At 62.6% G+C, this 25,560-nt stretch carries 29 protein-coding genes; 10 read left to right on the top strand and 19 right to left on the bottom strand.

The annotated features are described in order from the left end of the window. Window positions 1–70 precede the first annotated feature (70 nt). Entirely contained in the window at window positions 71–973 is a 903-nt protein-coding gene (locus ACQUSQ_RS11270) for a PhzF family phenazine biosynthesis protein (protein WP_435069233.1), read from the bottom strand. A 92-nt stretch (window positions 974–1,065) separates the two neighbouring features. Here ACQUSQ_RS11270 and ACQUSQ_RS11265 point away from each other — a divergent pair, with 92 nt between their 5' ends. The 3 genes from ACQUSQ_RS11265 to ACQUSQ_RS11255 all read left to right on the top strand — a co-directional run bounded on the left by ACQUSQ_RS11265 (window position 1,066) and on the right by ACQUSQ_RS11255 (window position 3,051). Next, window positions 1,066–1,758, top strand: coding sequence for a phosphoribosyltransferase (locus tag ACQUSQ_RS11265; RefSeq protein ID WP_435069231.1), 693 nt, complete (start codon window positions 1,066–1,068; stop codon window positions 1,756–1,758). Between the two features lie 33 nt (window positions 1,759–1,791). Beyond that, complete coding sequence (locus tag ACQUSQ_RS11260; RefSeq protein WP_435069229.1) at window positions 1,792–2,751, top strand: AEC family transporter; 960 nt, start codon at window positions 1,792–1,794, stop codon at window positions 2,749–2,751. A 63-nt stretch (window positions 2,752–2,814) separates the two neighbouring features. Beyond that, a complete protein-coding gene (locus ACQUSQ_RS11255; protein ID WP_435069227.1) occupies window positions 2,815–3,051 on the top strand; it encodes a hypothetical protein in 237 nt (78 codons plus the stop codon). A gap of 81 nt (window positions 3,052–3,132) precedes the next feature. Here ACQUSQ_RS11255 and ACQUSQ_RS11250 read toward each other — a convergent pair whose 3' ends face one another. From ACQUSQ_RS11250 to ACQUSQ_RS11240, 3 genes are read right to left on the bottom strand one after another with little or no spacing between them, the layout of a single operon-like run. Further along, entirely contained in the window at window positions 3,133–3,969 is an 837-nt protein-coding gene (locus ACQUSQ_RS11250) for a segregation/condensation protein A (protein ID WP_435069225.1), read from the bottom strand. Further along, window positions 3,962–7,540, bottom strand: coding sequence for a chromosome segregation protein SMC (gene smc / locus ACQUSQ_RS11245; RefSeq protein ID WP_435069222.1), 3,579 nt, complete (start codon window positions 7,538–7,540; stop codon window positions 3,962–3,964). Before smc ends, ACQUSQ_RS11250 begins: the two co-directional genes overlap by 8 nt. Before the next feature lie 18 nt (window positions 7,541–7,558). Continuing rightward, window positions 7,559–7,879, bottom strand: coding sequence for a DUF7518 family protein (locus ACQUSQ_RS11240; RefSeq protein ID WP_435069220.1), 321 nt, complete (start codon window positions 7,877–7,879; stop codon window positions 7,559–7,561). Between the two features lie 130 nt (window positions 7,880–8,009). On the opposite strand from ACQUSQ_RS11240, the gene ACQUSQ_RS11235 reads away from it, so the two are divergent. Further along, window positions 8,010–8,807 (top strand): M48 family metallopeptidase, encoded by a 798-nt coding sequence (locus ACQUSQ_RS11235; RefSeq protein ID WP_435069218.1) that lies wholly within the window; start codon window positions 8,010–8,012, stop codon window positions 8,805–8,807. After that, window positions 8,808–9,038, top strand: coding sequence for a hypothetical protein (locus tag ACQUSQ_RS11230; protein ID WP_435069216.1), 231 nt, complete (start codon window positions 8,808–8,810; stop codon window positions 9,036–9,038). It abuts the gene before it with no gap. On the opposite strand, the gene ACQUSQ_RS11225 is transcribed toward ACQUSQ_RS11230, so the two are convergent. The 3 genes from ACQUSQ_RS11225 to ACQUSQ_RS11215 all read right to left on the bottom strand — a co-directional run bounded on the left by ACQUSQ_RS11225 (window position 9,035) and on the right by ACQUSQ_RS11215 (window position 11,540). Beyond that, the gene (locus ACQUSQ_RS11225) at window positions 9,035–9,580 is read right to left on the bottom strand and encodes a DUF7504 family protein (RefSeq protein ID WP_435069214.1); all 546 of its coding nucleotides are present in this window, start codon (window positions 9,578–9,580) and stop codon (window positions 9,035–9,037) included. The two genes, ACQUSQ_RS11230 and ACQUSQ_RS11225, sit on opposite strands and share 4 nt — an antisense overlap. Window positions 9,581–9,659: 79 nt before the next feature. Further along, entirely contained in the window at window positions 9,660–11,219 is a 1,560-nt protein-coding gene (locus tag ACQUSQ_RS11220; protein WP_435069212.1) for a hypothetical protein, read from the bottom strand. A gap of 126 nt (window positions 11,220–11,345) precedes the next feature. After that, on the bottom strand, window positions 11,346–11,540 hold the full coding sequence (locus tag ACQUSQ_RS11215; protein ID WP_049935367.1) for a cold-shock protein: 195 nt from the start codon (window positions 11,538–11,540) through the stop codon (window positions 11,346–11,348). Between the two features lie 114 nt (window positions 11,541–11,654). Between ACQUSQ_RS11215 and ACQUSQ_RS11210 the strand changes: the two genes are divergently transcribed. Then, entirely contained in the window at window positions 11,655–13,271 is a 1,617-nt protein-coding gene (locus tag ACQUSQ_RS11210) for a sensor histidine kinase (protein ID WP_435069210.1), read from the top strand. 10 nt (window positions 13,272–13,281) lie between these two features. On the opposite strand, the gene ACQUSQ_RS11205 is transcribed toward ACQUSQ_RS11210, so the two are convergent. Then, entirely contained in the window at window positions 13,282–14,058 is a 777-nt protein-coding gene (locus ACQUSQ_RS11205; RefSeq protein WP_435069208.1) for an HFX_2341 family transcriptional regulator domain-containing protein, read from the bottom strand. 284 nt (window positions 14,059–14,342) lie between these two features. Here ACQUSQ_RS11205 and ACQUSQ_RS11200 point away from each other — a divergent pair, with 284 nt between their 5' ends. After that, entirely contained in the window at window positions 14,343–14,975 is a 633-nt protein-coding gene (locus ACQUSQ_RS11200) for a hypothetical protein (RefSeq protein WP_435069206.1), read from the top strand. 12 nt (window positions 14,976–14,987) lie between these two features. Here the strand turns inward: ACQUSQ_RS11200 and ACQUSQ_RS11195 are convergent, their stop codons facing one another. Further along, window positions 14,988–15,545, bottom strand: a complete 558-nt coding sequence (locus tag ACQUSQ_RS11195; RefSeq protein ID WP_435069204.1) for a hypothetical protein — start codon at window positions 15,543–15,545, stop codon at window positions 14,988–14,990. Window positions 15,546–15,904: 359 nt separating this feature from the next. After that, window positions 15,905–17,290: a sulfatase-like hydrolase/transferase gene (locus tag ACQUSQ_RS11190; protein WP_435069202.1), complete on the bottom strand. Its 1,386-nt coding sequence runs from the start codon at window positions 17,288–17,290 to the stop codon at window positions 15,905–15,907. 209 nt (window positions 17,291–17,499) lie between these two features. Between ACQUSQ_RS11190 and ACQUSQ_RS11185 the strand changes: the two genes are divergently transcribed. Continuing rightward, a complete protein-coding gene (locus ACQUSQ_RS11185) occupies window positions 17,500–18,957 on the top strand; it encodes an oligosaccharide flippase family protein (protein ID WP_435069200.1) in 1,458 nt (485 codons plus the stop codon). Window positions 18,958–19,452: 495 nt separating this feature from the next. Here the strand turns inward: ACQUSQ_RS11185 and ACQUSQ_RS11180 are convergent, their stop codons facing one another. From ACQUSQ_RS11180 to ACQUSQ_RS11155, 6 genes are read right to left on the bottom strand one after another with little or no spacing between them, the layout of a single operon-like run. Continuing rightward, window positions 19,453–20,514 carry a tyrosine-type recombinase/integrase gene (locus ACQUSQ_RS11180; protein ID WP_435069198.1) on the bottom strand — a complete coding sequence of 354 codons (1,062 nt, stop codon included), beginning with the start codon at window positions 20,512–20,514 and terminating at the stop codon, window positions 19,453–19,455. Next, window positions 20,511–20,696 (bottom strand): hypothetical protein, encoded by a 186-nt coding sequence (locus ACQUSQ_RS11175; protein ID WP_435069196.1) that lies wholly within the window; start codon window positions 20,694–20,696, stop codon window positions 20,511–20,513. Before ACQUSQ_RS11175 ends, ACQUSQ_RS11180 begins: the two co-directional genes overlap by 4 nt. Beyond that, window positions 20,686–21,273: a J domain-containing protein gene (locus tag ACQUSQ_RS11170; protein WP_435069194.1), complete on the bottom strand. Its 588-nt coding sequence runs from the start codon at window positions 21,271–21,273 to the stop codon at window positions 20,686–20,688. The genes ACQUSQ_RS11175 and ACQUSQ_RS11170 overlap by 11 nt, the downstream gene beginning before the upstream one ends. After that, on the bottom strand, window positions 21,270–22,166 hold the full coding sequence (locus tag ACQUSQ_RS11165) for a hypothetical protein (RefSeq protein ID WP_435069193.1): 897 nt from the start codon (window positions 22,164–22,166) through the stop codon (window positions 21,270–21,272). The genes ACQUSQ_RS11170 and ACQUSQ_RS11165 overlap by 4 nt, the downstream gene beginning before the upstream one ends. Then, window positions 22,163–22,375: a hypothetical protein gene (locus ACQUSQ_RS11160; protein WP_435069191.1), complete on the bottom strand. Its 213-nt coding sequence runs from the start codon at window positions 22,373–22,375 to the stop codon at window positions 22,163–22,165. Before ACQUSQ_RS11160 ends, ACQUSQ_RS11165 begins: the two co-directional genes overlap by 4 nt. Next, window positions 22,372–22,725 (bottom strand): hypothetical protein, encoded by a 354-nt coding sequence (locus ACQUSQ_RS11155; RefSeq protein WP_435069189.1) that lies wholly within the window; start codon window positions 22,723–22,725, stop codon window positions 22,372–22,374. Before ACQUSQ_RS11155 ends, ACQUSQ_RS11160 begins: the two co-directional genes overlap by 4 nt. Window positions 22,726–22,983: 258 nt before the next feature. Between ACQUSQ_RS11155 and ACQUSQ_RS11150 the strand changes: the two genes are divergently transcribed. Beyond that, on the top strand, window positions 22,984–23,298 hold the full coding sequence (locus tag ACQUSQ_RS11150) for a hypothetical protein (protein WP_435069187.1): 315 nt from the start codon (window positions 22,984–22,986) through the stop codon (window positions 23,296–23,298). Between the two features lie 20 nt (window positions 23,299–23,318). Here ACQUSQ_RS11150 and ACQUSQ_RS11145 read toward each other — a convergent pair whose 3' ends face one another. Both ACQUSQ_RS11145 and ACQUSQ_RS11140 read right to left on the bottom strand, forming a co-directional pair. Next, the gene (locus ACQUSQ_RS11145) at window positions 23,319–23,591 is read right to left on the bottom strand and encodes a hypothetical protein (protein WP_435069185.1); all 273 of its coding nucleotides are present in this window, start codon (window positions 23,589–23,591) and stop codon (window positions 23,319–23,321) included. Window positions 23,592–23,755: 164 nt separating this feature from the next. Further along, the gene (locus tag ACQUSQ_RS11140; protein WP_435069183.1) at window positions 23,756–24,760 is read right to left on the bottom strand and encodes a Cdc6/Cdc18 family protein; all 1,005 of its coding nucleotides are present in this window, start codon (window positions 24,758–24,760) and stop codon (window positions 23,756–23,758) included. Window positions 24,761–25,102: 342 nt separating this feature from the next. Here ACQUSQ_RS11140 and ACQUSQ_RS11135 point away from each other — a divergent pair, with 342 nt between their 5' ends. Next, window positions 25,103–25,324: a hypothetical protein gene (locus ACQUSQ_RS11135; RefSeq protein ID WP_435069182.1), complete on the top strand. Its 222-nt coding sequence runs from the start codon at window positions 25,103–25,105 to the stop codon at window positions 25,322–25,324. 164 nt (window positions 25,325–25,488) lie between these two features. On the opposite strand, the gene ACQUSQ_RS11130 is transcribed toward ACQUSQ_RS11135, so the two are convergent. Continuing rightward, window positions 25,489–25,560: PGF-CTERM sorting domain-containing protein (locus ACQUSQ_RS11130; RefSeq protein ID WP_435069178.1), on the bottom strand; the 72-nt coding region annotated here is incomplete at its 5' end.

Raw genomic sequence — 25,560 nt, 5'->3', positions numbered from 1 at the left:
CACCAGAACGATAAAGAAGGTTTCGAACCGTGCAACTACGGCCAAATTTGCGGGCCGGACGACGCCCGTCTCAGGCTTCGAGAATGTCGTCCTCGTCGGCCGGCGGGACCACGAGCGACCCGTCGAGCGCCGTGACCGCCCGCCCGCCTACCCGAACCGCGTCGCCGTCGACCTCGACCCGGACCAGCCCCGGCCGGTCGACGAAGTGGCCCTGCTCGAACCGCATCGACTGCGGTGGGTCGTCGAAGGCGTCGACCGCGTGGAGATACGCCCCACACGCCCCGCTCGCTGTCCCCGTCACGGGGTCTTCGGGCACGCCTGCGCCCGGCGCCCACATCCGCGCGTGGAGCGTCGACGCCGCGTCCAGCGCGTCGAACGTGAAGGCGTAGACGCCCGTCGCGTCGTAGTCGTCTGCGAGCGCCGCCACCGCCCCCATGTCCGGGTCGGCCTCGCCCAACCGTTCGAGGAAGTTCACCGGCACGACGAGGAAGGGCAACCCGACGGACGCGACGGCGGCGGGCAGGTCGGCGCCCACGTCCTGCATGGCCGCGGGGTCGATACCCAGCGCCGACCCCACGCGCTCGTAGTCGACATCGACCACCTCGACCGACGGCGTGTCCGTCGCCATCCACGCCACGCCGCCGTCGGTCACTTCGACGTCGAGGACGCCCGCGTTCGTCCGAAGTCGACCCTCGCCCGCGTCGAGCGCGCCCTCGTCGTGGAGGTGGACGAGACTCGCAATCGTCGCGTGACCACAGAGGTCGACCTCCTGCTTGGGTGTGAAATACCGGACGCGTCGGTCCGCGTCGTCGGCGTCGGTGAGGAAGGCCGTCTCGCTCGCGCCGAGTTCGCGAGCGATGGCTAGCATCTGCTCGGCGTCGAGACCCGTCGCGTCGGGGACGATGCCCGCCGCGTTGCCCGCGAGCGGTTCGTCCGCGAACGCGTCAATCAACAGCGTTCGGCGCGTCTCCATGCACCCGACGTGGACGGGCGGCGACAAGACGTTGGGGGTTCGAGCGAGACGGACCCGTAAGCCCTTACCCGCCGGCCGCCGCAGTCGCGGGTATGAGCGACCTCCCGGACGATTTCACCTGCACGATCACCAACTGGGAGTACATCTACGGTCTCTGTCGAGACGTCGCCGACGACGTTCGGGCCGCGGAGTTCGACCCCGACGTCATCGTCGCACTCGCCCGCGGCGGCTGGTTCGCCGGCCGCTGTTGCTGTGACTTCCTCGGCCTCGACGACCTCACCAGTCTGAAGATGGAACACTACGTCGGCACGGCGGCGAAAGGCGCCGACCCCGAGGTTCGCTACCCCATGCCCGAGGGAAGCGTCGAGGACAAGGACGTCCTCATCGTCGACGACATCGCCGACACGGGCGGGTCGCTCAGCCACGCCCACGAGTACGTCACCAGTCGCAACCCCAACGCCGTCCGCACCGCGACCCTCCAACTCCTCGACACCAGCGAGTTCGAACCCGACTTCGTCGGCGAGCGCCTCGACGAGTGGGCGTGGATAGTCTACCCGTGGAACTTCATCGAGGACATGATAGACATCGTCGCCGGTGCGATGGAGCGAGCCGACGCCGACACGTTCGACACCGAGGACATCCGACGCCTGCTCGCGACCGAACACGACATCCAGCGCATCGAGATGGAAATCGCCCAACCCGACCGCCTCGACGAAGTCCTCACCGAGATGGTGCGTCGCGACGTACTCGAACCGGCGGGGACCGATAGCTGGCGGCTCGCGTAACGTGCGCCGCACTGGGCAGACGGAGGCGACGCTGTGAGTTCGCTCCTCTCCATCTTCGCGACGGCCATCCTCCCCATCATCACCCTCGCGGGCGTCGGCGTCGTCCTCGGGCGGACCCGACAAATCGACATCGGCCCGCTCAACACCGTCACGGTGTACGTCCTCGTCCCCGCGCTCATCTTCCACAGCATCGTCACCGCCGAGTTCGGGGGGTCGACGCTCGCCCGCATCGGCGTCGCCACCGCCGTGTACATGGTCGGGATGCTCGTCGTCAGCGAGGTTATCGGCCGCCTCTTCGACCTGAAAGAGCCCATCCTGAGCGCGCTGGTTCTCGTCAGCGCCTTCCCCAACTCCGGGAACTACGGCATCCCGCTCTCGGAGTTCGCCTTCGGCGCCGACGGCCGAAGCACCGCCGTCGTCTACCTGACCGTGCAGACGGTCTTCGTCTACACGATTGGCATCTACATCGCCCAGCGGAGCGGCGGCACCCACGGCCTGAGCGGCATGAAACGCGGTCTCAAGATACCGCTGGTCTACGCCATCGTCGCCGCCGTCCTCGTGCGGTGGCTCGGTATCGCACCCCCCGCAGACGGCACCGCGATGGCGACGCTCGGACTCGTCGGCAACGCCTCCATCCCCCTCATGCTCCTGATTCTGGGCATCCAACTCGCCGACACCAACTACGGCGCCGCCCTCCCGCAGGTGGGGCTCGCCTCGGTGCTGAAGATGGTCGTCGCGCCCGCCGTCGCCGTCGGCGTCGCTATCGCCATCGGCTTCGAGAACCCGACCGTCGCGCGGACGTTCGTCCTCGAATCCGCGACGCCCGCGGCAATCACCCCGCTCTTGCTCGTCGTCGAGTTCGGGAGCGAGGAGGTCGGTGACGGCCTCTCCGTCGCCGAGTACGTCAGCACCACCGTCCTCGTCACGACACTGTTGAGCGTGCCGATACTGACGCTTCTCATCGCGGCGCTCGAATCCGGCCTGCTCGTCTGACCGGAATCAGCGCTGATACCGGGGCCGCGACGCTTAAGCCGCCGGGCAACCCAGCGGGGACGAATGCGACAGAGAGACGGCCTCGACTACCTGCTCGTACTCGTCGTCGCCGTGTTGGCGGCGGTCCACGTTCCACCCTACGCCGTGGCCAAGCGCGAGACGATACGCCTCGCTCACGAGACTGGCGTCGCCGCCGTCATCGATTTCTTCGTCGACATCCGCGTCGCTATCGTCCTGCTCGCGCTCCTCGGTCTGTTCATCATCCTCGTCGTGACCGATAGCGTGCCGACGCGGAATTAGATAGTTTCGTCGCCTACAACATCAATCTGCGATGGCTTCGTCGCCTTCGCCGAGAACCCATCCACCGCATCACCTACCCCATCAATCCGCGATGGCTTCGTCGCCGACCCTCGGCGCCGACGGGTCCCGAATCCACAGGTCGCCGAACAGGTCGTCCTGACGCAGCCGAATCTCGCCCCGATTCGCCAGAAAGAGCAGGGCGAGGAAGGTGTCGACCGGGGCGCCGCCCGCCGTCCGCACCTCCGCGAACAGCACTTCGGCGCGCCCGGCGTCGTAGTGGGCCGAGACGTCCTCCCGGACGGCGTCGATTGTCGTCTCGATGTCCTCCGTGTGCGTGGTGCCGGTCACGTCGTCTTCGGTTGGCTCACCACCGTCGCGGAAGTCGTCGGCGGAGCGGTAGTCGAGGGTCTGGGTCCCGCGGTCGTACCCCTCCGGCGAGCGCGAAGTGTCGTAGGACCGCGACTCCTTCCACCACGAGTCGCGCTCCGCCTCGCGGAGTTCGCGAACCAACTCGTCGAGCGTCTCCGGCGAGCCGCGAGCGTGTTTGCGCTCCAGCCGCCGGTCGAGTTCTTGGTCCAGCGCGTCGATTGGGTCGTGGCCGTCCGGCGGCGGCGCATCCCCACCTTCCATCGCCGCTTCCCACGGCTCCATCTCCGGCTCCGGCTCCTCCGGGCCGTCGTCCAGCAACGCGTCGCTTTTCATCCGCAGGAGGACGCTCGCGTAGAAGAGCGCGCGACCCGACGTTCGGAGGTCCGTCTCGTCGAGATGGTCGAGGAAGGCGTCGGTCACGTCGACGATGTCGATGTCCCACGGGTCGATGTCGCCCTCCTCGGCCAACTGCACCAGCACCTCGACGGGTTCCACCTCGTCGTCGTCGCTCGCCGGCAGGGTCACGTCGTCCGGGACGTGCTCAGTCATCCGCCGTCACCTCCGGGTCGGAGCCGTCCAACTGGATGCCCGTCACGGCGCTCACGTTGTCGCCCTGCATCGTGACGCCGATGGCCCGCTCCGAGCGGTCGAGCAGGGCCGAGCGATGGGAGACGACGACGAACTGCGCCTCACCCGCCAAGTCGTCGACCATCTCGCCCACCCGCTCGGCGTTGGCGGCGTCGAGGAAAGCGTCCACCTCGTCCAGCGCGTAGAAGGGCGCGGGGTTGTGACGCTGGATGGCGAAGATGAAAGCGAGCGCCGTCAGCGACTTCTCGCCGCCGCTCATGGCATCCAGCCGCTGGACGGGCTTGTCGCCCGGCTGTGCCTTCATCGTCAGCCCACCCTCGAAGGGGTCGTCCTCGTTCTCAAGATGCAGTTCACCTGTCCCCGCCGACAGGCGCTCGAAGATGTCCTGAAAGTGGGCGTCGATGGCGTCGAACGCCTCCATGAACGTCTCTTTTTTCATCGCCTCGTACCCCTCGATGCGCTCCTCGATGGCGTCGCGCTCCGAGACGAGGGTGTCGCGACGCTCCTGCAGGTCGTCGAGGGCGTCCTGCACCTCGTCGTACTCGTCGATGGCGAGCATGTTCACCGGCTCCAGCGCCTCCATCTCGGATTCGAGGCGCTCGACGTTCGCCTCCACCTCGTCGTGGTCCGGAATCTCGTCGGCGTCGTAGTCGCCGACCTCTGTCTCGAGTTCGTCTATCTCCCACGACAGGCGTTCGACGTCCTCCTCTAGGTCCTCGATAGCGGATTCGACGTCGGCGACCCGCTCGCGGGCGGTGTCGCGCTCCTCGCGGGCGTCCCGGAGGTCTTCCTGCAGGTCGCTGCGCTCGGCTTTCAGGTCCGCGAGTTCGTCCTCCAACTCCTCGATAGCCGCGCGCTTCTCGTCGAGCGTCGCCTCGTGGTCCTCGATTTCGGCCTCGGCCTCCTCGATGCGCGTTTCGGCCTCTGCCTTCCGGTTCTGGGCGGCCTCGATGGTCGCCTCAAGCTCCTCGATGGACTCTTCGGCGTACTCGACTTCGAGCTGTCGCTCGTTCAACTGGGCGTCGAGGTCGTCCATCCGGTCTTCGAGGTCGGCGATATCGGCCTCGATGTCCTCCTTCTCCGCCGTGAGTTCCGGCACGCGCGAGTCGGCGAGTTCGTCCTCTAGCTCCTCGATGTCGCTCTCGATATCCGCAATCTCGTCGTCGAGGGCGGAAATCTGGTCTTCCAACTCGCCCATCTCCGCGTCCACCTCGTCGCGCTCCGCCCGAAGGTCGTCGAGTTCCGCCTCCAGTTCCTCGATTTCTGCCTCCGCCACGTCGATGTCCTCCTCGACGTCCTCGATGTCGCTTTCGAGGTCCCGAACCCGGTCGGTCGCGTCGCTCTTTCGGTCGCGCGCGTCGTCCAGTCGGGACTCGACGTCGCGCATCTCCTCGCGAACGCGCCGGCGGTCGTCCTCCAGCGACTCGATTTCTTCCGCGAGGCGTTCGAGCCGCCCCTTGCCGCTCTTGGTGAAAGAGTAGCGGGAGCCGCCGCCCGAGCCACCGGTCATGGCGCCGCTTTTCTCCACCAAATCGCCGTCCAGCGTCACCATGCGGTAGTCGCCCATCAGGTCCCGCGCGGTGTCCATGTCCTCGACGACCAGCGTCGAGCCGAGGACATAAGAGAAGATGCCGGCGTAGCGGTCGTCGTAGTCGACGAGGTTGCGCGCGAAGTCGACGACGCCCGAATGCGACGGCTTGTGAGGAAGCCCACGCCGGTCCATCTCCGTCAGCGGGAGGAAGGTTGCCCGGCCCGCGTTGCGGGATTTCAGGTAGTCGATACACGTCGACCCGACGCCGTCGTCGTCGACGACGACGTTGGCCAAGCGACCGCCGGCGGCGGTTTCACACGCGGTGGCGTACTCGGCGTCGACACTGCCCAACTGCCCGACTGCGCCGTGGACGCCGTCGATGCCGCCGTTGAGGACCGTCGTGACAGACCGGGGCCACGAGTCGTCGCCGTCGCGACTCGCCCGCGCTTCGAGTTCCGCGTACTCGTTCTGTTTCGAGCGCAGGTCGTCCTCGATTTCGTCCAGTTCGTCCTGACAGTCGGCTTTCTCCGCCCGCAACTCCTCGATGGCCGACTGAATCTTCTCGCGGTTCGTCTCCGCCCGGTCGAGTTCGCCGTGTAAGTCGGACAGTTCGGCTTTCAGGTCCGGAATCCGCTCGTGGGCCGCTTCGAGTTCCGCTTGGGCCTCGCTGATGCGGTTCGAGCGTCGGCGCGCCTCGTCGAGCAAGCGGTCTTTCTCGCGCTGGGCGTCGTTGCGCTCGGTCTTTTTCTCCTCCAGCGTCTCCTTGCGCGCCGCGAGTTCGTCTTTGAGTTCGTCAAAGGCCGTGTCGACGTTCTCGATTTCCGCCTCGACGGCCGCGAGTTCCTCCTCCTTGTCCGCGATATCGCCTTTGACCGACGCCTTCTCGACCTTGATGGAGCGAATCTCGTCCTCCAACTCGTCGCGTTCCTCGGTCTTACGGTCGAGGGTGACGAAAGCCTCGCGGCGCTCCTGCTCGGCGTCCTCGATTTTCTCCTCCTGATTCTCGATGGTCGCCTCCAACCGACCGATGTCGCCTTTGATTTCCTCGATTTCGCTCTTGATTTGGAGCTGTTCGTCCTCACCTTTCCGCTCGATTTCGCGGGTGAGGTCGTCCAACTCGCTCTCTAACTCGTCGACCGTCGCTTCGGCGTCGTCGAGGGTTGCCTGCCGGTCGGCGAGTTCCTGCTCTTTGGCCTCGATGCGCTTCTCGGTGCGTTCGAGCGCCGCCCGCTTCTCCTCCAGTTCGGCGGCCTTCAGATAGCCTTCGTACTCCGCTTTCTCCTCGCGGAGCGACTGGTATTCGAGCGCCGTCTCGCGCTCGTCTTCGAGTTGGTCGAGGCGGTCCTCTTTCTCCTCGATGCGGAGGTTCGCCTCCTCGATGCGCTCCTCGACGGTTTCGAGTTCGCCGTAGGCGTCTTCCTTCTTCGCGTCGAACTCCGCGACGCCGGCGATTTCGTCGATTATCGTCCGGCGTTGCCCTGCCGACATGTTGATAATCTCGGTCACGTCGCCCTGCATGACGACGTTGTACCCCTCGGGCGTCACGCCCGCCTGCGCCAGCAGGTCGCGGATGTCCGAGAGGTTCACCGAGCGACCGTTGAGGTAGTAGTAGGAGTAGTAGTTGTCCTCGGTCTCTTTGACCCGGCGCTTGATGGCGATTTCGTCGACATCGCCCACGTCCTCGGTGCCGGCGGCGTTGACCACCTGCGAGCGGTCGAGCGTGCCGTCCGAGTTGTCGAGAACGACGGTCACGCTCGCCTCGCGCGGCCCCGAGCGCTCGTCGTCGTCCTCGTGACCGGGGTTGTAGATGAGGTCCGTCAGTTTCTCGGCGCGGATGCCCCGGGTCCGGGCGAGGCCGAGTGCGAAGAGGACGCCGTCGATGATGTTGCTCTTGCCCGAGCCGTTCGGCCCGGTGATGACGGTGAAGTCCTCGTAAAACGGGATGCGCGTCTTTCGGCCGAAGCTCTTGAAATCGTCGAGTACCAGCTCGTTGATATGCATGGGGGGCAGTAACCCCGTTCAGGCGACGATGATGTCGTTCCCGTCGGAGCCGTCGTCGTCTTCGGTGTCTGCTTCTGTCTCCGACTCGGCGTCCGCCTCGGGGGTAGGCTCCGGTTCGGGCTCGGGGTCGGCGTCCGTTTCGGTTTCCGGCTCCGAGTGCTCGACCTCGACGCCGGTGGCCGATTCGCGGCGCTCGGGCGTCCGCGTGTTGTCGACGCCCTCGTCCGATTCGAGCTGTCGGAGGCGCTCTCGCGTCTCGACGAGTTCCTCGGTGAGGCCATCGACGGCGGCCTGCAGTTCCGCGACCTGCGATTCGAGCTCCTCCACCCTGTTGCTCATGCCCGTATCAGGCGCCGCCGGACGTATAAATGTACGTCAGACATCCACTCGGTCGGGGCGCCGAACCGCCGAGCCTTAGTGCGCTCGGCGACGACGACCACCTATGCGCCACCTTGGACTGAAAGCCCGAATGGCGGTCGTCGGCTCGATTCTATTCGCGTTTTACGCGGTCGCGGCGGTCGTCGTGATGGCGATGTTCGGAACCGACATATGGCCACTGGTCATCGTCGGCAGCATCGCCTTCGTCGGCGTCCAGTACAAGGTCGGCAAGTGGATGGCACTTCGGAGCGTCGGCGCCGAAGACCTGTCCGAAGAGCGCGCGCCCGACCTCCATCGCCGCGTCGAATCGCTCTCGCGCGACATGGGCATCGAGAAACCCCGGCTCATGATAGCCCGGATGGGCGTCCCCAACGCCTTCGCCGTCGGGCGCAAGGGCGCGGGCACCGTCGTCGTCAGCGAGGAACTCCTGCGAACGCTCGACGACGCGGAAGTCGAGGGCGTCCTCGCTCACGAACTCGCGCACATCCGCAACCGCGACGTGGTGATGATGGTGCTCGGGCAGGGCGTCGCCTCCATCGTCGCCATCGTCGCCCAGTGGGCCGTTCTCCTCACGGGCGACAACGACATCGCCGACTTCTTCCTCGCCATCATCGTCGGCCAACTCACGCAGATGCTGGTGATGGTCTTTGTCTTCGCCATCTCCCGCTACCGGGAGTACGTCGCCGACGGCGACGCCGCCGACGCCATCGGCAGCGGCGAACCCCTCGCCCGAGCGCTGGAGAAGATTAGCTCCGGCGCCGAGCGACGCGACACCGAGACCGACTCGCAGGTGAACGCGCTCTGTATCTTCGACGACCGCGGCGGCCTCGCGAACCTCCTCTCGACGCACCCGCCGGTCGAGAAACGCATCGAACGCCTCCGCCGATAGATGGCCGACGTTCGGACGCTCTTGGCTGTCGTCCTCGGCGCCCTCCTCGGCCTCGTCTGCATCCTCGCCCCCGGCGCCGTCGTGCGCACCCAGACCGCCGGTCGGCGCCCCAACGGCTCCGGCGGCGAGTACGGCAGTGATTCGGTGGCGACGCGGTGGCGACGGCTGGTGCAGGCGCTCGGCGTTGCCTGCCTCCTCGTCGCCGCCTATCTCGGCTCCACGATGCTTTAGTCGCGCACGACCCGGTCGAACAGGGGTTCGAGGCTGGCGACCACGTCCTCGGTGTGAGCGTCCGCGTGGAGGTGGAAATGTCCCGAGACATCGAACCGGTCGAGATGCCCGACGAGCGTGTGGAGAAACCGGTAGATGGCGTCGGAGTCCGAATACTGTAAGAGAACCGTCAGCGACCGCACACAGAGCGTCGTCGGCGGGTCGTGTTCGCCGTGCGTTTCGAGCAGTTGCGTCAGCGTGACGCCGAGGTCCGTGAGGTTCCGGGGGGAGTCGACGAGTTCGACGCGGACATCCGTCTCGTCGGTCGCCACCGGGTCGAGGCGGTCACGGGGGTGGCCGGCGAGCCACGCCGCGGCGTCGCCGGTGACGACCGTCGCCCGGCTGGGCCGGGCAGCCTCGTCTTGCCAGTCGTCGAGCCATCGGGCTGGCGACCCGGCGAACGAGACGGTGATGACATCCGACCGGTCCGGCTGCGACGCGACTCGAACACACCGCGTGGCCCCAACGGTCGTCGCCGACTCAGTCAGATGAAGCGTGCTCACCGGTCGGGTATCTGATGAAATGAAATCACCCCGTCGTAGGTAGCGGAGCCGGACAATTAACGCCTGTGGCAGAGCCCCCTCAGCGTACCCGCGCGAGGACGATCAGACCGCCCACGACGAGTGTCACGGCCGGCAGTATCGGGATGTCGAACGGCCCGACCACGGGGACCGGAAGGCCGACCGACGCCCCGAGCACCGGCGGGAGCGTCACGCCGAGAAGCGGCACCGTCAGCCCGGAGGTATCGTTAGACGGGGCCGGAGAGGCAGTCGGTGCGGGTGTCGCCGTCGACGTGGCTGTCGGCGTGGCCGTCGGCGTGGATGTCGCCGTCGCCGTCGACGCTGGCGTCTCGGCTTCTAAGGTCCGATTGAGCGAGGTGACGTGTTCGGTCCCGGCGGAGTCGATGACCCGGAGCCGGACCGTGGCCTGCCGACCGGAGGGTGCATCGAGACGCTTCTCGACCGTGATGTCGGTCGTTATCGAGCCGCTGTGGACCGACGCGATGTCGACCACCTCGCCCGTCTCGGGGTCGACCGTCTCGACGGTCGCAGAGGCGATTTCGCCGCCAGCGGCGCGGCCCCGAACGGCGACGGTCCCCTCGTCGACGAAGCGCGTGCCGGCGGGGTTGAGACGGAGTTCGGGCGCGATGGTCCGGGAGACGGTCACCGTTCGCTCGACGGTGTTGCCCGCGGTGTCGGTCGCCTCGATGACGACGGCGGTGCTTCCCGGGTACAGCGTGCGATTCGTCTCGAACGACACGCGCTGGCGGTCCGGGTCGGGGCGACCGAGTCCGGGTTCGACGAGATACGCGGTGCCCGAACTGTCTTCGGGGTGGACGGCGACGTGCTGAATCTGCCCGTTGTCGGTCGCGACACCGCGAATCCGGAGTGTCGTCGGGGAAGTCCGAACCACCGAAACGTCTGACAGCGTCGGCGGCGCCGTGTCCTCGACGACGATTTCGAACTCGTGGGTGCGAACGTAGCCGACGCGGTCGTAGTACCGGGCGGTGATGTTGTTCCGCCCGACGCCGAGGAAGATGGGCTGTGAGAACGAGTCGTCGAACGTCGACGCGGTGTAGGTGTCGCGGTCGGTCCGCGTCTCCGACCCGACGTCGTACTCCGCCTGCCGGACGATGCGGAGGTGGTCGACCCCGGTCACGTCGGTGAAGTTACCGGCGAGATCGATACGCGACCGGTTTACCGTCACCGAGTCCGGCGGCGAGGCGAAGGTGTCGGTCTCGAACGGCGACGAGTACTGGACGTACGGCCGCGCGGTGTCTTTGGTCACCGTCACCGCGTGACTGGTGACGGCGTCCGTCTTGACGACGACCGTGAGCGTGTGCTCGCCGCTCGACATCTCGACGTCGAACGTGTCGTCGAACGTCGTGGCGTTCGGCGTGGCGCGGCGGACGGTGGTGCCGTCGACGCGAATCGAGACGAACTCGATTGACTGCTCGGCGTCGACGGACACGCCGACGGAGGGGGTTCCGTCGACGAGCGTCGAGTCACCGGGCGCGAGCGTCGTCCCGTCGACCGTGACGGTGGTCGTCGGCGACGCCGCGTCGACGACGGCGGTGGCCGGGGCGAACCCGGCAACCACCACGACGACCACCACGAGGACGGCACGGGAAACGGGCGGCATTGGCTACCCGTCCGTGGCCACGGGGTTTCAAGATGTGGGCTACCTTCTCAGGTCTGAGAATCGCGCCGCCGCTACGGGTCGATGCGTCGGTAAAAATGCAGTATCGTATCGAAAACGATCGCCGGTTTAGAGGCGAACGACGTTCGTCGCGCGCGGACCCTTCGGCGAGTCCTCGATTTCGAATTCGAGTTCCTGTCCTTCTTCGAGGTCCGGGCCGCCCACGTCTTCCATGTGGAAGAACACGTCGTCGTCCGCGTCCTCAGTTTCGATAAAGCCGTAACCGCCAGTGTCGTTGAAGAAATCAACCGTACCAGTTGCCATTGCAATTCAACAGAGACCCCGTCAACGGATAAGGCTTCCGTGATGAGAACACACACGGCAACGAGCCGACATCCCGACCGAAGGATTCGTTACGAGACGGGACAGTGATAGACCGTGTCACTGGAAGTGTCGTCCATCGCGGTGTACGCGCTGGTATTTGCGCTGGCCGGTGTCATCTGTCTCGGCGGAATCTATCGGGCCCGCCAAGTAGAGGACGCCGACACACGCCGGGGACTGGTCGCTCTGCTGGCAACGAGCGGTGGGTGGGCAGTCACTCACGCCGCGCTTCTCCTAATACCCGGCAGCGTCGCCAAGACGCAGATGTATCTCGTCGGCCTGATTCTGGGGTTCAGCACCGTCTTCGCGTGGCTCTACTTCTGCTCGGCGTACACCGGGCGGCCGTACCACCGACAGCCGTCGTACCGACAGGCGGCAGTCGTCCTCTACCTGTTCGTCGTCGGGATGAAAGTCACCAACCCGTACCACCACCTCTACTTCACGACGGCCGTCGTGAGCGAACCCTTCCAACATCTGGCGATTCAGCAGGGGCTCTTCCACTGGGTCGTCACCGGCCTCTCGTACGTCCTCGCCGCCATCGGCATGTTCGCGCTCTTCGAAACCTTCGCCGACTCCGAATACGACGCGACGCCGCTCGCGGGCCTCGTCGGACTGGCGGGGCTCCCAGTCGTCCTCGACATCGTCGGCTACGCGACGCCCTATCTGCTCGACATGATTCACGCGCCGCTGGGTGTGGGCCTGTTCACGCTCGGCGTCCTCTTCGTCTTCGAGGACCGCTTTTTCGCCGTCCAGCTTACCGAGGGCGTCGAGGGAGCGACGGTCTTTCTCGACCGTGAGGGACGGATTCGGGAGTACAACCGCGACGCACGGCGGCTGTTCCCGGCACTCGACGGAGCCGTCGGCGAATCGGTCGACGCCGTGCCAGCACTGGCCGACGCGCTCGATAGCGACGCGGGCACCGTCTCGCTCACCGTCGACGGCGAAACCCACCACTACGTGGTGAGCGAGAACTCCTTCGAGGTCGGGCAGGGGTCGCTCGGCCGAATCATCGTCCTCTCCGACGTGACGGCGCTCGAACGCCAGCGACAGGAACTCGAACGCCACAACCGGCAACTGGAGGACCTCGCCAGCGGGATGCGACACGAACTCCGCAACATGGTGACGGTCATCCGCGGGAACGTCCGCTGGGCGACCGAGCAGTTGGAGACGGGCGATATAGCCGACGCCCGAGCCGCCCTGCAGACGGCCACGAACACGACCGACCGAACCACGCGGCTGATGAACGACTTCGCGGCGCTGGCGCAGTACGGGCGGACGATAACCGACGCCAAACCGGTCGATATCGCGGAGACGGCACGGTCGGCATGGCCCGGCGGCGACGACGCCACCCTCACCGTCGACGTCGCGGGCACCGTCGAGGCCGACCCGGCTCGGTTCGAACTCCTCTTCGACCGTGCGTTCGAGTTCTTGCTCGACAACGGCGCCTCGACGGTGGCCGTCGAACCCCACGGCGACGGCATCACGATAACGGGCGACGGCGCGCCGCCACAGGGAGAGCTGGACCGCTACTTCGACTACGACGACGCCGTCTCGAACACGGCCATCGGTACTGCGCTGCCGATGGTGCGAACGCTCGCGCAGGTCCACGGGTGGGACGTGACCATCGACTCCGAGTACCGCTCGGGGGTGCGTCTCGTCCTCACGTGGGACTGACCGGGGACGGCTACTCCGACTCCAAGAGATAGCTGAATGCCCGCCCGGCGTTGCGGCCGGCCTCGGTCGCCCGAACCTGTCGGGTGGTGCCGACGGATTCGACGGTGACAAAGCCGCGGTCCACCAGCGGGTCGACGACGTGGCGCCGGAGCCGAGCGTACGACTGCTTGGTCGGCTTGCCCGACGCGTCGAACGGCCGGTCGCAGTCGCTGACGAAGCACAAATCCCGGTCGGCCCCGAAGCGAATGAGTTCCTTCTTCGAACACGGCCCCGACTCGACCAGTCGGTCGAGGACGGCAATCTGCTGGTAGTCGGGGCGGTCCATCGGGTACGCCGGGAGGTCGATGGCGAGTTCCATCCCGTAGCCGACCGGCTCCGTCCCGGACGCGTAGCGTTCGGCGCGGACGTAGTAGGGCTCGGCGTCGCCCGTGACCATGCAGGCTATCATGCCGCCGATGGCGGTTATCTTGCTCCCCGTCGCGAGGTTCACGTACACGTCGTTGGCGAACTCGTCGCCGTCGTTGGGGGTCGCCTCCTGTGTCACGATTTCGGCGATGACCGCGATTGAGTCGTACAGGTCGAACAGTTCGCACTCGCGGCACTCGGTGTCGATACCGGCCTCTGCGAGGTCCGAGAGCACGTCGTCGTGATACGGGGGGCGCTCGATGTCGTCCGCAATCCAGTCTAACAGAATCACGCGGTCGGCCCGGTACTCCCGCGCGGGTTCAACGATGCGGTCGTGTTCGAACCCGAGCGGCATCACGTGCACACGCTCGGCGACGTTCATGTCGTCCCGTCCCCCTATAGCCTCAATTAAGTTTCGATAGTAACGACGGTAACGTTTGTATCGTAAGTAGTGGATTAACACTCAATAACCGGTGGACCCTACCATTATGTGCGGGAAGCGCGGGTCAGGGGAGGCGGCGGCCGCACAGGGCGTCGTGACTCGGCGAGGGGGTGCCTCCGCCGCACAGCGGCGCCACCCGGGGGGCGTCGAGTCGCGTCGTCCACGGAATCCGTCGCAGCGAGATTCGGGAAACGATTATACCCGTCAGCGCGTGATTCGCTGGTATGTCACTCATCAGGCGGTGTCACGCCTGTGGCGACCACTTCCGGCCATCGCCGGACCGTCGCCACGGCCGGATTCAGTGTCGAGACACCGTAAACGCCGACGTGACGCTCCCCGACCAACGCTTCGTCTGTGCCGACTGCCGCGAGACGGTGGTCGAACTCACGCGCCACTGGAACCGACGCGACGCCACCGACGACCTCTGCAGTTTCTGTGATTCACCCGCCACCGAGACGGGACGGGTCGACCTCACGAGCATCGTCGACGAGCGGGTCGTCTCGCAGGGTCGCTACCGGCTCTGTAGCGAGTGCGAAGTCGTGTTCGAGACGTTCCTGACGGATCTGTACGTCGACATCGACCTACCGGACCCGTGGACACACCGACCCTCGCCGGACGGCGCCGTCTTCGAACGGGAGGGCGACCTGCGAGTCGAGACGACGCCGCTCGCCGCCGCCGAACCCCGCGTCCGACTGTTCATCGAATCGAATCCAGTCGTCGAGGCCGTCCCGACGGGACCACCGCGAGCGCGCGCCCGCGAGTTCGTCGCGGCGTTCGAGGCGTTCTACCCCGACGAGCCACGACCGCTCGGTGAAGACGTCGTCGCCGGCAACCCCGGACTTCGGGGCGTGCGCTGATTCGACGGGAAGTCAGCGCCACGAGGCGTACAGGTCCTCGGCGACGACACCCATGCCGAAGAAGCCGACGAACGTCGTAATCAGGTTGCCGAGGACGGGAATCGCACCGACGACGGCGAGGACGAACGCGCCGGCGACCACCGACAGCGCGTCGGGCGACTCCCGACCCCGAATGAGCGACCCCAGCCAGCAGATGGTGACCGCGTTGCCGACGAGGCCGACGACGAAAAGCACCAAGATGCCGGGGATGGTGACGACGAGGCCGATGATGGTTATCGCGAGCAACACCAGACAGATGGGGACGGCGATACCGGCGAGCAGTCCCCACAGGAAGGCCGCGCCGGCGTCGTCCCGCAACTCGTCGAGCATCCGCTGTGTGTACTCGGGCGCAAGCCCCAGCAACGCCCCGCCCAGAAGCAGGTTGAGGACGAAGACGACGCCGAACTGAAGCCCGAGGCGGACCGCAAGCTCTGATTCGGACCCCATCGGGGACTGTGCAACGGCGACACCCGCGAACGAACACGCGGCGACGGCGCTCGCTATCGAAGCGAGCAATCGAGTGGAGGGCATCGTTCTCGAATCGGACACGGGGGACTAACAGTTTTGCATTCCGAGCCGTCTCTGGAGCCGTCGCTCACAACTGTTGAGAGACGGAGTAGGCCAGCCAACGGAACCCACGTGTCGTTCACGCGGGCTGAAAGGGGTCGGCTGACCGTGCCGTCTGTATTTACTTGTCGGGAGCGACAGAAAACACCTCCGATATGTGGGTTGGGGAGAAGAGTTGAGATACGTGAGTGGTAGTTCGATAGCCAAGCCGCCACGGCTCTTTAGCGTTTCATCGCATAGGTGACAGACAATAGCGTTGGATACATCAATGGCTGATGAGAGACGACGATTGATGCGGACTCAGAGTATACGGCATAAGAAGCTTATCGATAACCAAGATCTTCTAACTGTGAGAGAGTTTCTGAATCAAGATCCATATCAGACTCAGCTCTGTTCCCCTCAGCATTGAAGACGTGTATATCTCTATCGAATGCCGGCTGAAATGCTTCTCTATCGAATTCGGCGTTAGGGAGTTTAGTTTGATAACATGCCCTGCCTGAAATATCATAAACATTTTCTCCACTTTCTGAATCTCTGACTAACTTTTTCCCATCAATATAGACCGCCTGTTGTGCCCGGTCCCAATACTCAGGATCTCTATCTGGGATTCCGCTTGCTGCACCCGCTATTTCTGCTGCAGGTTGCTGAAATTGTATGGATGTGACGGGTTCCCTGTCAATCAAATGAGAAACTATTGTGCCGAGATCAAGGAGTGAGGTCGGTTCTTCAATACTCGAACGTTCACCTGAAGTAATAATATCAAATGGAACATGAAGAACGCCCTCGGACAGACTGCTTGAGTGACCGAAAAGATTATTTTCATGGCCATATCCCAAGTTTTGTCCATGGTCTGCTGTTATTATCACAACCAGCTCCCGTTCTAATTCCGACTTGAGACGTTCGATCGATGAGGATACTATCCGATCCAAATAGTCCACTTCGGCAGCATACAGTCGGCGGATGGTTTCCACCCAAGACGGTGTCGAGGAAGAATCAATAATTGTCCATGGCTCTACATCTGGTGGCTGGAAAAACCACGAGCAGTCGAAGATATCCTTATCCAATCCCCTGTATGGTGGATGCGGTCCGTGAGCATCAACTACATTAACAAATGCGAACGTTGGCTTCTCGGCATTCAAAAGTTGCCGTTCCAGACTTCCCATGATCGCTTTTCCTCCATAATCATATGGCATCGGCCCAGGGAGATCTTGTATTATATGATGAAATTTATGGAAGGCTCCGTTAAGAAGCGTGTGGACCGGAGAATCATGAGAAAGGGCGTCTCTTAGAAAGCCTAGCATATTTTTTTCTTCCCGACTATTTATATGCTCTCGAATATCCATTCCCTGAGCGAATCTGCGTGAAGGAGAGATAGCTGTGGATTCGTCAAAGAATGTATCAAAACCAAATGCAGGACTTATATAGGTATTAGAGGATAGGAGAGCTTTATTCCACCCAGAAAGATCACTTAGCCACGTTTCCGAAGGGTCAAGTGTAGAGAAGTCTTCATCATACGTGTGAAGCCCTGTCTCGTGGGCTAATTTACCAGTCAGCATCCCCGCGTGACTCGGAACACTCCATGATGAGGCAGATCGCATCTCCTCAAACTCAATGGTAGCTAATTCGCTGAGTCGAGTAGCATACTCATCATAGAAATCTTTCCGTACCGTGTCTAAACAGCAAATTACAATGTGCGGCTGCTCGGCCATGTTCTCGTGGAATTGCTCAGAAGATATAACTCTACTCCTGCTTTCTCTATTCCAATATACATCCTAACTAACAGCCATTTTATTAAATATTATCTATAGTTAATTTTTGAGCAGATAATAATGTAATATATGGTTGGATACATTAGCAGAGCCATTCCTGATTGAAACATTATTATACCCTATGATAGGGATTATTGAAGGAGTGACCGATGGGCAATAGAGAAGCTAGTGATGTGAGTCTCGGAGGAGAGACCACCAAAGCGACATTAGCGAAGTTTACGATGGCAGCCGCTGGCTTCGTGGGGACGATAGTCTTTGCCCGACTTCTAGGTCCGTTCGGAATCGGCGGTTACTACCTTCTCATGACCGTCATCCAAGTGAGCAACACGCCGATCAACGGGCTCAGTGCTGCAGTCCAAAAACGCCTCTCAGAATCAAATTTTGAAGGCGCTGAGGCGATGACAATCGCAACTCTTGTAGCTCTTGTTTGGACAGGGATTGGTGTCGCTAGCGCCTATCTATTCCGTGAGAGGTTCGCAGCGTTTGTAGGATTTAGTGAGCCTGTCCTAGCCTTTGGCATACTAATGGGTGCCTTGAACTTGTTTTCTCTTTACCAAGGGGCACTTTCGGCAACGGGTCAGATTGGACGGACTCGCTGGATTGACGCATTCCGTTCTTATCTCACACTTCCGGCCCAACTCGTCTTAGTATGGATTGGACTTGGTGCTGCAGGGATGGCTTATGGCGAAGCAGTTGCGACTTTGCTACTTTTAGCTCCTCTTCTGAATTCTACTGCCAACTTTAGTCAACCGACTTGGGCAACAGCAAAATCACTCTGGGAATACGCTAAGTACAGTATTCCAAACCGATACTTGAGCCGAATGTACGATGAACTGGATATCCTCATTCTCGGTCTACTACTGACAGAGGGGGCAGCAGGCCACTATGGAGTCGCCTTCCGACTCTCGCTCCCAGGTATGTATATTGCAATGGTTGCTAGTTCTGGGCTCTTTTCGCGTGTCAGCAATTTATCGTCAAAGAATGAACCCATTACTGATGATATCCGTAATACACTGGCCTTTACCAGTCTATTTGCTATTCCAATGCTATTCGGCGGCACAATCCTCAACAAAGAAATAGTAACAACGCTGTACGGGTCGGAATTTAAGCCAGCGGCATTACTTCTAACTGGATTGCTCTTTTATCAACTGATTAGAACCCAGTCAACTCCATTGGAGAGAGTCGTCGGTGGACTTGACCGACCAGACGTAGTGACACGGGTATACTTGGTGTTGTTCGTCGTGAACGTCGTGGTTGGTGTCGGATTAACCTATTTGCTTGGTGCAATCGGCGTGGTTTTGGCTACAATCCTTGCGGAGACAATCCGATACGTAGCACTTCTTGTTCATCTCCATCAGGAAGGATTGGGAATCCCATTATTACAGCGACCAATTATAGAACAGATATTTAGTGGTCTCGTAATGGGTGCTGCCCTAATAGGTTTGAAATCCTTCGTTCCGATCAGTTCCTGGTTCGTCCTTGGATGTTTAGTTGCAACGGGCGCAATCACCTATTTCGGAGTCTTGTTCGTAGCGAGCGATCAATTCCGAAATACCGTGTTTGACTCCCTCGATGACATCTATCCGACGTGGCGCGACTTAATGTGACTCAAATACACACGTTATTGAAATCATCTCTATTCTTCTTGGAGTGGGGAGACATGGGTCGATAATGATACTAATCGTTCGGCGAGGGGGCAGCCTTCCTTCGTCCACATCGGAGCCATTCCTCCTCAAACTGCACGAACACATCGAGGATCGGAAGATCACCCATCTAGGGTACACTCGGGGCAGACGCACCGGCTGATACCACCGCGTGACGTGGTCGTGACGAGGCGGGTGCCGAAGGCAGGACAGAAGCGCCTCATGGGCGATACCTCCCGTCGTTCCGCGCTGGAAGCCCGGGCACCCGTCGCAGGGGATGAGTTCGCCGCAGTAGTGCAGACAGCGAGCGGGTAGTCGTCGGTAGGGCGATCGCTCTTACTCATGCCCGGTCATCCCTGACTTAAGCGGGTGCTCGCCGTCGATTGTTTCGCCGGGATAACGGTATGGGACCGCCCGGTTTTCATGTTCTTGCTGTTCGCCGAAGCTGTCTGCTGATTACTATTTATCATCTTCCTGACTATCGAAACCGAGTTTCGAGATATCTCCCTCCCGTCGCTTCCGGAACTCATCAAGCTGAGTCACCTTGTCGTAGTACCGGTCGATCACGTCCGTCGTTGCGTTCACGCGATCAGAGACGTGGTCCGCACGGAGGCCACGATTCAACTGCCACATTATCGATCCCGACCGCACCGGATGGGGCGACGTGCTTGAGGGGCAGCGGAACCCGTTCGTCCGCGAGTAGAATTCGCACGTCTCACGCTCACGGTCGTGCGGGCACGGCCCCCACCGACAGGGCAACGTCCCGAAATACACCGACTGCGTGAGCGTGGAGACGTGGCAACGGCCCTGTCGAGAGGCGAACAGAGGTTCACGGCCGTAGTCGTCAGTCACGGTCGGTCGGTTCTCGTCGATATATCCGCGCAGCGCGTCGACGACATCCTCGCTGATACCGACGATGCGTTCACCATCGGACCCATTCTTCAGCGGCGTCCCAGAATCCGGCCGGTGGTGGAAGTGAACGTAGCCCTCCTCGAGGTTGACGTCGTCCAGGTCGAGCGCACAGAGTCCGCCCTTCCGAGCACCAGTCCACCACACGAGTTCGAACACCGCGTGCTCGCGAGTGTATCGGTCATCACCCGAACGGTACGCATCCAGCAGTCGCCGGGCGTCGTCAGGCGCGAAGAACTCGTCGTCCGTCTCCTCGCCGCTATCCACGGTCGGCGGATCAATCGAGTCCGAGAGGTCCGCCTCCGTCAGTCCAACGCGTTCGCAGTAGTCCAAGAACAGCCGGAGCGTCGTCAACTCGTTGTTGAGGCTGATGGCCTTGATTCCCGTCTTCCTGCGATGCGTATCGTACTCGTCGAGGTCCCACGCAGTGAGTTCGTCGACGTGCTCGAAACCTTCGTCCTCGCACCACTCAACGAAGTGTTTCAGCCGCCGGCGATAGCTCGACACCGTCTGGTCCGAACGGTCCAGTCGGAGACGACCGAGCCAACGGTCAACGGCCTGTCGAACCGAGAGGTCAGGCGCGCCGCCATCCGGTCGCTGGCTCTTGCTCATCGCTCGTGCACCTGCTCGACGCGCTCGCGAGGGATCCAGTTCGGTATCGGGCCACCGAGCCGAATCCAGTCCGGATAGAGTTCGATTGCGCCCTCGTGGCGACACTTGATGTCGGCGTCCTCGCCTTCGAAATACCAACAGACGCCGCCCTCGATGCGCTTGAACGGGCTACTACTCGTCATCGAGCATCGCCTCCCGAGCCCGCTGGACACGCTCGAACTGCTCGCGAGAGCCGCCCTTGTCTGGATGAGCTTCCTGAACTCTCGCCCGATAGGCGTCGCGCACCACCGCATCGGGCGCATCTTCGGCGACTTCGAGGATCTCATGTGGTGGCGCCTCGGCAGCGACGGTGTCCCCGTCACCACTCGGCAGACGAGCGTTCGCGAACTCCGTCTCGCCGGTCGTCACCGGACGGTTGCTCATCTTCCGCTTCTCGCGGATGTAGAGCCCCGCCGTCCGCAGGTTATCCCGAACCCGCGAATAAGCGTCGCACGCGACGGCGTACTGCTCGCCGTCCATCGACCACCGAACCACGACGCCCGGATCGTTCGGCTCGGGCTGGTTCGCGTACGGGTAGTTCGGGTTCCGCGACTGGTGGTCCATCGCGGTCGAGAGGCGCCAGTCGTCGACGCCGAGACGGTCGAGTTCTGCCTCCAGGTCTTCGATAGCCTGCTGGAGTTCGACCTCGTAGTTCCGGTTCTTCGTTCGCTGTCGGGCCGGCGTCCGCTCCCAGCCGGCGGGCCAGTCTATCTGGCTCACGCTGAGTCACCTCGGTGGTCGACGACCGTTTGGACATCATCGGCGCGCTTGTGGGTCCCACAGAGGTCGTCGCTTCCGTACGTCCCGTTGGTACATCGCTCTCCGTCGTTCTTGATCGCGAGACACTGTCCGTCTCCAGCACCGTCGTAACCGCCGTCCGTCACCAGCGGCGCGTCCTCTTCCTCCTCGCAGTCGTGGTCGATCAACTCCTGGATGGTCTCGAACCCGGTCGAGCAGATATCACAGTAGTGCGCCGGGTCGCGGCCGCTCGGAATCCCCTCGCGAACGTCCTCGAGGACGACCTCCGGCTCGACGTCGGCGCGGTCGCACCACTCGACGAGCGAGTGCGCGGCCTGTCGGGCGCGGCGCTCGTGTTCCTCGACGTCGTGACCGCCGTCGGTCCGAATCTGCTCGTCACGAGCGTCGCGAAGCGCCTGCTGGAACGACCAGTCCGGGTCGGAGGTCTCGCACTCACCGGCACAGATGTCACAGTCCTCCAGGTCGTCGGCCTCGTCCGGGTCGGTCACGGCACGAGTCTGCTTCGCCTGCTGGAGCGCGCGACAGTTGCTCTCGGTGTGCAGCACGCGCTGACCGGTGGCGTGTGGATACCGACCGCGCGTCCAGCCAAGGACATCCTCGCCGCCATCGGTGACGAGGTCGCCGTCGACGCCAGCTTCCTCCGCGATGGCCTTCTGGTAGCTCCAGTCGTCGCTCTGGCTCTGGTTCCAGCTGCCGTCCTCATCGGCACAGCACGAACACAGCCGGTCGTCGTCGACCGTCTCGACGTCGACCTCGATAACGTGCCGGCCCTGGTCCAGCAGCGGGCAGTCCCGCTCCGTGTGGAGACTGCGATGGCCGCCGTAGCGACCCGTAGTGCGGTAGACCGTCCTCATGCCGAACCACCGCCGTCGACTCGCAGTTCGTCGGCGAAGCACCTCGAACATGGCTCGGCGAACTCCGCAGCGTCGGTCCGCTTGCGACGCTCGTAGTTGGTTGCCATCGGCCCGCAGAACGGGATGCCCGCGATGCGCTCGCGATGGAAGTGCAGCTCCGAGCGGTCGGCCGTCGGAACGAGGACGTCCTCGGTTCCGCCGTCGGTCATCGCTTATCACGCTCCTCAGCTGCGGCGGCCGCGCGAGCCAGCACGTCAGCGAGATAGGCGGCGTCGTCGGCGTCGAGAATCACTGCATACTCGCCTTCGGGGTCGTCCGAAGCCGAAACCAGCCAGACCTCGCCCGGCGCGATGTCCATTTCGATGTCGGTCTCGAAGCCGTCCACGTCCATGTGGGCGTGGTCGGTGTGGAGACCAAACGTCCCGAAGCCAGTCAGGCCGTCGAGCAGTTCGTTGATTCGTCCGTTGGTCAGCTGCTCCGAGTCGCCACCGTCGGTTCGTAGCCGGTTCGCCGTCTGTCGGTCGGGGGTTTCTTGCCCCCGCGTAGCGTCGTCGTACATGGCTTTCGTGCCTGATTCACGAAGGCCCGCGCGGACCCGCTGGCCCAACAGCGGGGTCCGCTTCAGTTTTCGCGGGTGGACCCATCGGCGAGCGACGGATCCGCGAGTAGCCTTCGTTACTTCACCTCGATGAACGGTAGATACAAATAATTTGCCCCATACTGGATAATTATGTCTGGTAGCAGTCGAAGTTATCCAATAAGTCAGGATCGTGATAGCATCGGTGGTAGTATTTGTCCGGCTACCGATGGAGGTGATATGGGCAAACAGGAGCGGAAACAGCGCGCCCTCGCCTTCCTCGTTGACTCGCGCTTGGCGCTCCCTCGAGCACCGATTTTCCGGAATCTGTCGTATCAGGGAGCCGATTTCAGCGACAGTTCTCTGAAGAACTATCTCGCTGAATTGCGGGATGAAGGCTACGTTGAGCGGATTGACGCCGAGAAATTCGCAGAGGGTGAAGTCGTCGTTTCTGATTCTGATCCTGGGTACTGGGTCGCGACTTCCGAGGGCCGAGAATACATCGAGCGCATCCGCGAGGACCAGCGGAAAGATATCGATATCAGCCATCTTTGACTGGTTCCGGACACTTTTCATCACTGCTCACCCCGAACACCGGTCCGAATCCCTCGCACGCCGAAATCAGCGAGCAGGCTTTCCATCCACGGCGGGTGTGAGCGGTTGTCCCCGCTCGGGTAAGCCCACTCGTCCTCGCCGATCTCCAGTTCCCAGCGCTGCTCACCGTCGACGATGATTCGGGAGTCGTTTTTCGCGTCGACGATGAGGACCGTCACCTGCTGGTCGTCGACCTCGCGCTCGATACGCTGTACGTCGCTCGGGTCTGCGTCCACGGAGTCTACACGACTCATATCCGAGGCGACGGAAGGGGTGACAAAAGAGGACCCGCGCGGATGGACAGAAGTCTTTCTTAAACGCCGATATCGGTGCCGAAGACACGACGAGCATCCGCAAAACCGCATTTGGACAGAAGTGGACAGAAGACCGCCCTCTGTCGATTAGGAGTGGACAGTTCTCAGGGTTCGGCGAACACGTACCGCGTTCCTCGTCCCTGTCCGTTCACGTATATCAGCTCGTACCGCTGGAGCGACTGGAGGTAGTTGCGACGGGTACTCCGGGGCTTCGGGTCACTCACTCGCTGCTCGTACCGGCCATGGAGGTCCGACGCACTGATCTCGCCGACGTCCTTGATTATCTCGTAGAGGTGGCGCTGGTGGGTCCCGAGTGTCTCAACGTGGTGGTCGTGGATACGCTGGCGGGCTTCGTGACGGGCCGACTCGACGTGGTCGAAAGACAGCTGGCCGGCGTCCTCTTGGAGCGCTTCGCTGACGCTCCGGCGCAGTAGCGTAATCCCGTGCCGGGCGTCACCGGCGGCGAGGTCGGCGATACGGTCGACGACACCTTTTTCGACGACTCCGGCCCGCAGTCCCGCGTTGATTCGACCGTCGAGGATGTCACAGAGTTCGTCGTGGTGGTACTTACTGAGTGATATCGTCGCACAGCCACGGAGACGGGAGACTACCCGCGTATCGAGGTCGGCGAAGAGTTCGTCCTCGGAGACGGCGATGAGGATGAGCGTGACGTTCCGGAGGTCGTGTAGCGCGTGCAGGAGCGTGTCGTCCTCGAGGACGTCAACCTCGTCGAGGATGGCGACGAACTCCTGGTCAAGCTCGCGAAGCCGGTTGAGGTAAATCGAGGCGGAGGTACCCTCGGGTCGGAGGTCGTTCGCTCGCCCGGCGTCCTGGAGGAGCGCGTGACAGGCGTTGACCTTCGTGGAGTTCGAGAGGCAGTTCACGTAGCCCGAGCGCACGTCGAGCGCCTGCTGGTTCAGCTTCTGGACGACGTACTTCGCGATGGTCGTCTTCCCGGTGCCAGATGGTCCGGTCACGAGGACGTTCTCGGAGCTAAGTCCGTGAGTGAGCGGCTGGAGTTGAGAGGAAAGTGACTGTATCTGTCCTTCGCGATGATGGAGTTCGCGCGGGACCCAGCCCTCTTCGAGAACGCGGGCGTCTTTGAGCATGGCTGACCTATCAGAGATGAGGGTAATAATCGAAAGCCATCCGGAGTGGAAGTGAAACTGGTAATGAGAATAGTGACGACTTCTCGTACAAGTCGGAAGTCTGTGGAAGGTGGTTCTGGCGCGACCACGTGGGATTTCACAGCGAGAATCTCGCAAGTCCGGTTTTGCACACATCCGAGCCGGGCGAGGCGGGTAAGCGTGTGCAAGATCGACCGGATTCTGAGGATCCGGTTGGCCGGACTTGGGTCGGTCGGAGTGGAGTATATAAAAAACTCCGAGTCAGAAACCTCAGCGAAACACTCTAGGAAACGCCGTGTGCAACATCAGCGTATGCGTATAAGAATGTCTGAGGAACGGGAGGACCGGCTCCGTCGACTGATGCAAGCAACTGGCGAGTCGACGAAGGCTGGCGCTCTCGACGTCGCTGTGAAACACTACCTCGCCGACCTCCAGAACAAAGAGCAGGTCGCCGACGACCTTCCAACCGACTTCCTCAAGGAACTCCACACACCGTGGGTTCCGATGGAGCGCGAGACGACCGTCGGCATCGACGTCGAGGATTAGTGTCCGACCTATCGGAGAACCGGGCATGCTACCCCTCTTGTCACTTGACGCGTCCCTCGATGCTGGACATATCGAGTAGTCAGACGAGTAAGGTACAGTCGCGACTACCTGCGTAGCACGTCGATAAAAGAATTCGTGGTGAGACCGCTTGCGGCGGTCAGTCGTTAGTTGTTGCGTCGGACTGCCAGCAGTGCAGCCGCGATGAGCGCGATGACAGCGACGATGGCACCGAAGCC

Source organism: Haloplanus sp. C73, from assembly GCF_051195115.1.
GTDB lineage: Archaea > Halobacteriota > Halobacteria > Halobacteriales > Haloferacaceae > Haloplanus.
Note: the sequence above shows the minus strand (reverse complement) of the source record. Positions and strands in the feature narration are given on the sequence as shown.

What these genes read in the sequence shown, in the direction of transcription:
- ACQUSQ_RS11270 (WP_435069233.1), bottom strand. Translation starts at nt 973, where the DNA reads ATGGAGACGCGCCGAACGCTGTTGATTGACGCGTTCGCGGACGAACCG.
- ACQUSQ_RS11265 (WP_435069231.1), top strand. Translation starts at nt 1,066, where the DNA reads ATGAGCGACCTCCCGGACGATTTCACCTGCACGATCACCAACTGGGAG.
- ACQUSQ_RS11255 (WP_435069227.1), top strand. Translation starts at nt 2,815, where the DNA reads ATGCGACAGAGAGACGGCCTCGACTACCTGCTCGTACTCGTCGTCGCC.
- ACQUSQ_RS11250 (WP_435069225.1), bottom strand. Translation starts at nt 3,969, where the DNA reads ATGACTGAGCACGTCCCGGACGACGTGACCCTGCCGGCGAGCGACGAC.
- smc (WP_435069222.1), bottom strand. Translation starts at nt 7,540, where the DNA reads ATGCATATCAACGAGCTGGTACTCGACGATTTCAAGAGCTTCGGCCGA.
- ACQUSQ_RS11240 (WP_435069220.1), bottom strand. Translation starts at nt 7,879, where the DNA reads ATGAGCAACAGGGTGGAGGAGCTCGAATCGCAGGTCGCGGAACTGCAG.
- ACQUSQ_RS11235 (WP_435069218.1), top strand. Translation starts at nt 8,010, where the DNA reads ATGGCGGTCGTCGGCTCGATTCTATTCGCGTTTTACGCGGTCGCGGCG.
- ACQUSQ_RS11230 (WP_435069216.1), top strand. Translation starts at nt 8,808, where the DNA reads ATGGCCGACGTTCGGACGCTCTTGGCTGTCGTCCTCGGCGCCCTCCTC.
- ACQUSQ_RS11220 (WP_435069212.1), bottom strand. Translation starts at nt 11,219, where the DNA reads ATGCCGCCCGTTTCCCGTGCCGTCCTCGTGGTGGTCGTCGTGGTGGTT.
- ACQUSQ_RS11215 (WP_049935367.1), bottom strand. Translation starts at nt 11,540, where the DNA reads ATGGCAACTGGTACGGTTGATTTCTTCAACGACACTGGCGGTTACGGC.
- ACQUSQ_RS11205 (WP_435069208.1), bottom strand. Translation starts at nt 14,058, where the DNA reads ATGAACGTCGCCGAGCGTGTGCACGTGATGCCGCTCGGGTTCGAACAC.
- ACQUSQ_RS11200 (WP_435069206.1), top strand. Translation starts at nt 14,343, where the DNA reads ATGTCACTCATCAGGCGGTGTCACGCCTGTGGCGACCACTTCCGGCCA.
- ACQUSQ_RS11195 (WP_435069204.1), bottom strand. Translation starts at nt 15,545, where the DNA reads ATGCCCTCCACTCGATTGCTCGCTTCGATAGCGAGCGCCGTCGCCGCG.
- ACQUSQ_RS11190 (WP_435069202.1), bottom strand. Translation starts at nt 17,290, where the DNA reads ATGGCCGAGCAGCCGCACATTGTAATTTGCTGTTTAGACACGGTACGG.
- ACQUSQ_RS11185 (WP_435069200.1), top strand. Translation starts at nt 17,500, where the DNA reads ATGGGCAATAGAGAAGCTAGTGATGTGAGTCTCGGAGGAGAGACCACC.
- ACQUSQ_RS11180 (WP_435069198.1), bottom strand. Translation starts at nt 20,514, where the DNA reads ATGAGCAAGAGCCAGCGACCGGATGGCGGCGCGCCTGACCTCTCGGTT.
- ACQUSQ_RS11175 (WP_435069196.1), bottom strand. Translation starts at nt 20,696, where the DNA reads ATGACGAGTAGTAGCCCGTTCAAGCGCATCGAGGGCGGCGTCTGTTGG.
- ACQUSQ_RS11165 (WP_435069193.1), bottom strand. Translation starts at nt 22,166, where the DNA reads ATGAGGACGGTCTACCGCACTACGGGTCGCTACGGCGGCCATCGCAGT.
- ACQUSQ_RS11160 (WP_435069191.1), bottom strand. Translation starts at nt 22,375, where the DNA reads ATGACCGACGGCGGAACCGAGGACGTCCTCGTTCCGACGGCCGACCGC.
- ACQUSQ_RS11155 (WP_435069189.1), bottom strand. Translation starts at nt 22,725, where the DNA reads ATGTACGACGACGCTACGCGGGGGCAAGAAACCCCCGACCGACAGACG.
- ACQUSQ_RS11150 (WP_435069187.1), top strand. Translation starts at nt 22,984, where the DNA reads ATGGGCAAACAGGAGCGGAAACAGCGCGCCCTCGCCTTCCTCGTTGAC.
- ACQUSQ_RS11145 (WP_435069185.1), bottom strand. Translation starts at nt 23,591, where the DNA reads ATGAGTCGTGTAGACTCCGTGGACGCAGACCCGAGCGACGTACAGCGT.
- ACQUSQ_RS11140 (WP_435069183.1), bottom strand. Translation starts at nt 24,760, where the DNA reads ATGCTCAAAGACGCCCGCGTTCTCGAAGAGGGCTGGGTCCCGCGCGAA.
- ACQUSQ_RS11135 (WP_435069182.1), top strand. Translation starts at nt 25,103, where the DNA reads ATGTCTGAGGAACGGGAGGACCGGCTCCGTCGACTGATGCAAGCAACT.